The sequence below is a fragment of the Luteitalea sp. genome (assembly GCF_044337415.1).
Lineage (GTDB): Bacteria > Acidobacteriota > Vicinamibacteria > Vicinamibacterales > Vicinamibacteraceae > Luteitalea.
This window is the reverse complement of record NZ_JBIINP010000336.1, coordinates 1-3,401: the sequence shown is the minus strand read 5'-3', so window position 1 is coordinate 3,401 and position 3,401 is coordinate 1. Positions and strand designations below refer to the sequence as shown.

General features: G+C 68.7%; 3 protein-coding genes. 1 reads left to right on the top strand and 2 read right to left on the bottom strand.

Going from position 1 to position 3,401, the window contains the following annotated elements:
• Positions 1-53: 53 nt before the first annotated feature.
• A complete protein-coding gene (locus ACIRDX_RS21920; RefSeq protein ID WP_396627547.1) occupies positions 54-1,535 on the top strand; it encodes a sulfatase-like hydrolase/transferase in 1,482 nt (493 codons plus the stop codon).
• Between the two features lie 166 nt (positions 1,536-1,701).
• On the opposite strand, the gene ACIRDX_RS21915 is transcribed toward ACIRDX_RS21920, so the two are convergent.
• The gene (locus tag ACIRDX_RS21915) at positions 1,702-2,463 is read right to left on the bottom strand and encodes a DUF1080 domain-containing protein (RefSeq protein ID WP_396627546.1); all 762 of its coding nucleotides are present in this window, start codon (positions 2,461-2,463) and stop codon (positions 1,702-1,704) included.
• Positions 2,464-2,717: 254 nt separating this feature from the next.
• Positions 2,718-3,401, bottom strand: a 684-nt coding sequence (locus ACIRDX_RS21910) for a CARDB domain-containing protein (RefSeq protein WP_396627545.1), incomplete at its 5' end; no start/stop codon positions are given.

The following is a 3,401-nucleotide window of genomic DNA, read 5'->3' as shown; positions in this document are numbered from 1 at the left end:
CCCTGACTCTGTGGTGTACTCCCTGAGCCCTGAGCCTGTTCTACACTCCGCCGATGCATCCCCTGAAGGCATGGGCCACGCTGGTGGCCCTGGCGGTGGCGGCCCTCGGCGTCGTCGCGTCGGCGCAGCCGGCGCCAGCACGGCCCAACATCCTGTTTCTGTTCGCCGACGACATGCGGGCCGACACGATCGGCGCGCACGGCAATCCGCGCATCCGCACGCCGACACTCGACGACCTCGCGCGCCGCGGCGTCAGCTTCCGCGAAGCGCACGTGTTCGGCGGCGACAGCGGTGCCGTGTGCGTGGCGAGCCGCGCGATGCTCATGACGGGTCGCACCCTCTTCCACGTGCCGACGTCGACGATGGGCGACGCGCCGCTGCTGCCGGAAGTGCTCGGCAAGGCCGGCTACGCGACCTTCGGCACGGGCAAGTGGCACAACGGCGAGGCCTCGTGGCTGCGCGCCTTCCAGCGCGGGCGCACCGTGATGTTCGGTGGCATGTCCGACCACACGAAGGTGCCGGTGAAGGACCTCGGCCCCGATGGCCGCCTCACCCCGATCCGCATCGCCACCACCTTCTCGAGCGAGCTCTTCGCCGACTCGGTGATCGACTTCCTGCGGTCGTACACCGACCCTGCGCCGTTCTTCGCCTACGTCGCCTTCACCGCGCCGCACGATCCGCGGCAGCCGCCCGCGCCCTTCGCGCAGCCCTACTACGACGCGCTGCCGCCGCTGCCGCCGAACTTCCTGCCGCAGTTCCCCTTCGACAACGGCGGCGTGCGCGGCGCGGAGGGCCAGATGCGCGACGAGAACCTCGCGCCCTGGCCACGCCCCGAGCGGATGGTCCGCGAGCAGATCGCCGAGTACTACGGCATGGTCACGCACCTCGACGGCCAGATCCGCCGCGTGCTCGATGCCCTCGAGGCCACCGGACGCAGTCGCAACACCATCGTCGTGTTCGCCGCCGACAACGGACTGGCCCTCGGCAGCCACGGGCTGCTCGGCAAGCAGAGCGTGTTCGAGCACAGCACCCGCGTGCCGATGATCGTGGTCGGCCCGGGCATCCCGGGCGGGCGTGAAAGCCGCGCACTTGCCTACCTGCACGACCTCTACCCGACGCTCACCGCGCTGGCCGGCGTCGCCGCGCCGGCAGGGCTCGATGGCACGTCGCTGCAGCCGGCCTGGGAGGGCCGTGGCGAGCCGCGTGACTCGCTGTTCACGGTGTACACGAAGACCCAGCGCGCGGTGCGCGACCAGCGCTGGAAGCTCATCGCCTATCCCGCGCTCGGCTACCTGCAGTTGTTCGACCTGCAGGCCGACCCGCACGAGATGACCGACCTGGCCACCACGCCAGCGCATGCCGCGGAGGTGGCGAGACTACAGGGGTTGATGAAGACGTGGCAGGGGCAGATGGGGGACAGCGTGGCGATCCCGACGACCAGCGCGAAGCCGCCGGCCCTCGATCTCACCGGCGCCACGCGCACGCCGGATCAGTGGCAGCCGGAGTGGATTGTGAGGAAGTACTTCCGAGAGTAACGGGAGTCGGCAGTCGGCAGTCGGGAGTCGGGAGTCGGCAGTGCCGGAGTCGGGCGAGGGCGGCGAGGCCCCCACCCGACTGCATGCCGAGCGCGCCGGCGTCTCGGCGATCGTAAGCGGCTGACGATCAACTGGCCGCGTTCGGGGAGGTCGGCGGGGACGCGACCTACTTCTTCGCCTCGCCGGCTCCGATCTTGCGGATGAACACGTTCCGCCAGCGGACCTCGTCGCCGTAGGTCTGCAGCTGGATCGGCCCGCGCTTCGGCATGGGGCCCTCTTGCTCAGCGAACAGTTGGGATTGATCTTCGCGGAGGAAGAAGTTGTGCATTCGCGCGTGGTCAACGACCAGCTTGTCGTTGAGGTAGACGGTCACGATGTCACCAATCATGGTGATCCGGAAGCTGTTCCACTCACCGAACGGCTTGTCCGCCAGCACGAGCGGGTCCTTCCCCTTCGAGCCCTTCTTGTTGTTCCACAACCCGCCGGAGCCCTTGTCCGCCCCGAGCTCCCACTTGCCACCTTCTTTCGTCCAGTCCCAGATCTGCACCTGCGGACAGCCGCGCAGGTAGATGCCCGAGTCCGCCGTCGGCCCGGTCTTGTACTCGACCAGGAGCTCGAAGTCCTCGTAGAACTCGTTCGTGGTCAGGAAGAGCTCCTTGCCATAGCCCACCAGTTCGCCGTTCTCCACGCGCCAGTGCTTCCGGATCTCGATCCGGCTCTGCTCCTGGAGCGCCTTGAACGCCGCGGGGTCGAGCTTCATGTACTCGTCGTAGTGCTTCGTTCCCCAGCCCCACCAGCCGTCGAGGGTCTTGCCATCGAACAACGCCGTGAAGCCCTTGGGCGGCTGATTCTGCTGGGCATGGGCGAGCGGTGTGACACAGAGGATTGCCGCAATCAGTGCGGCTGCGGGTAACAAGCGATGCTGCATCGCGGTCTCCTGACGCTGAGAGGGAAGGCCTGTCGCCAAGCCGCCTGAGACTATAGCTCAGACACCCAGGCGTCGAGCGCCAAGACAGGGTACCGCCGGGCGAAGCCTTGGCCGGCGTGGAGCGCGAGGACGTACTTCCGACAGTGACGGGAGTCGGGAGTCGGCAGGGCCGGCAGTCGGCAGTCGGGAGTCGGCAGTGGCGGAGTCGGGCGAGGGCGGCGAGGCCCCCACCCGACTGGCCGAATCTCGTGCGATCAGGGCTGGACGACGAGGGTGCTGCCAGACGCCGTGCAGTTGTTGGTCTCGTCCGACTCAGCCACCTTCCGGGCGTCGTCGGCACAGGCGAGCACGTAGTACGTGCCAGGCAGCACCGTGATTGGCACGGTCACGGCCTTGCTGCCCGTGGAGGCGGCACCGCCCGCGAGCGCCACCACCGAGCGCGCCCCGGAGAGGACGACGTCGCCGAGCGCCCACGTCGTGTCGAGCGAGAGGTAGAAGCGCGTGGTCGACGCGCCAGCCGGTCCCTGGCCGACGTTGGTCACCGTATCGGACAGCGTCATCTTCTGGCCGAGACGAATCGTGGCGGGCACGCCGCTGACCTGTGACAGGACGAGGTCGGGCTCGGCCACCAGCACGGAGCCTGCCGACGTGGTGCAGTTGTTGGCCTCGTTGCTCTCGCGCACCTTGCTGGCCGCATCGGCGCACGCGATGAGGCGGTAGCTGCCGGTCGACGTGCCGGCGGGCACGGTCACCGTGGCGGACCCGGCCGAGGCTTCGGCGCCGGCGAGGGCGACGACCTTGCGCGAGCCGGTCAGCAGCACGTCGCTGGCGTCCTTCACTCCATCAGTGGACAGGTAGAAGCGCGTCATCGAGGCGCCGGCAAACACGGCGCTGTCGTTCAGCACGGTGTCGCCAGCCGTGAACTTCGCGCCTGGCGC

Coding starts and splice junctions, on each gene's coding strand:
- ACIRDX_RS21920 (WP_396627547.1), top strand. CDS start 54: ATGCATCCCCTGAAGGCATGGGCCACGCTGGTGGCCCTGGCGGTGGCG.
- ACIRDX_RS21915 (WP_396627546.1), bottom strand. CDS start 2,463: ATGCAGCATCGCTTGTTACCCGCAGCCGCACTGATTGCGGCAATCCTC.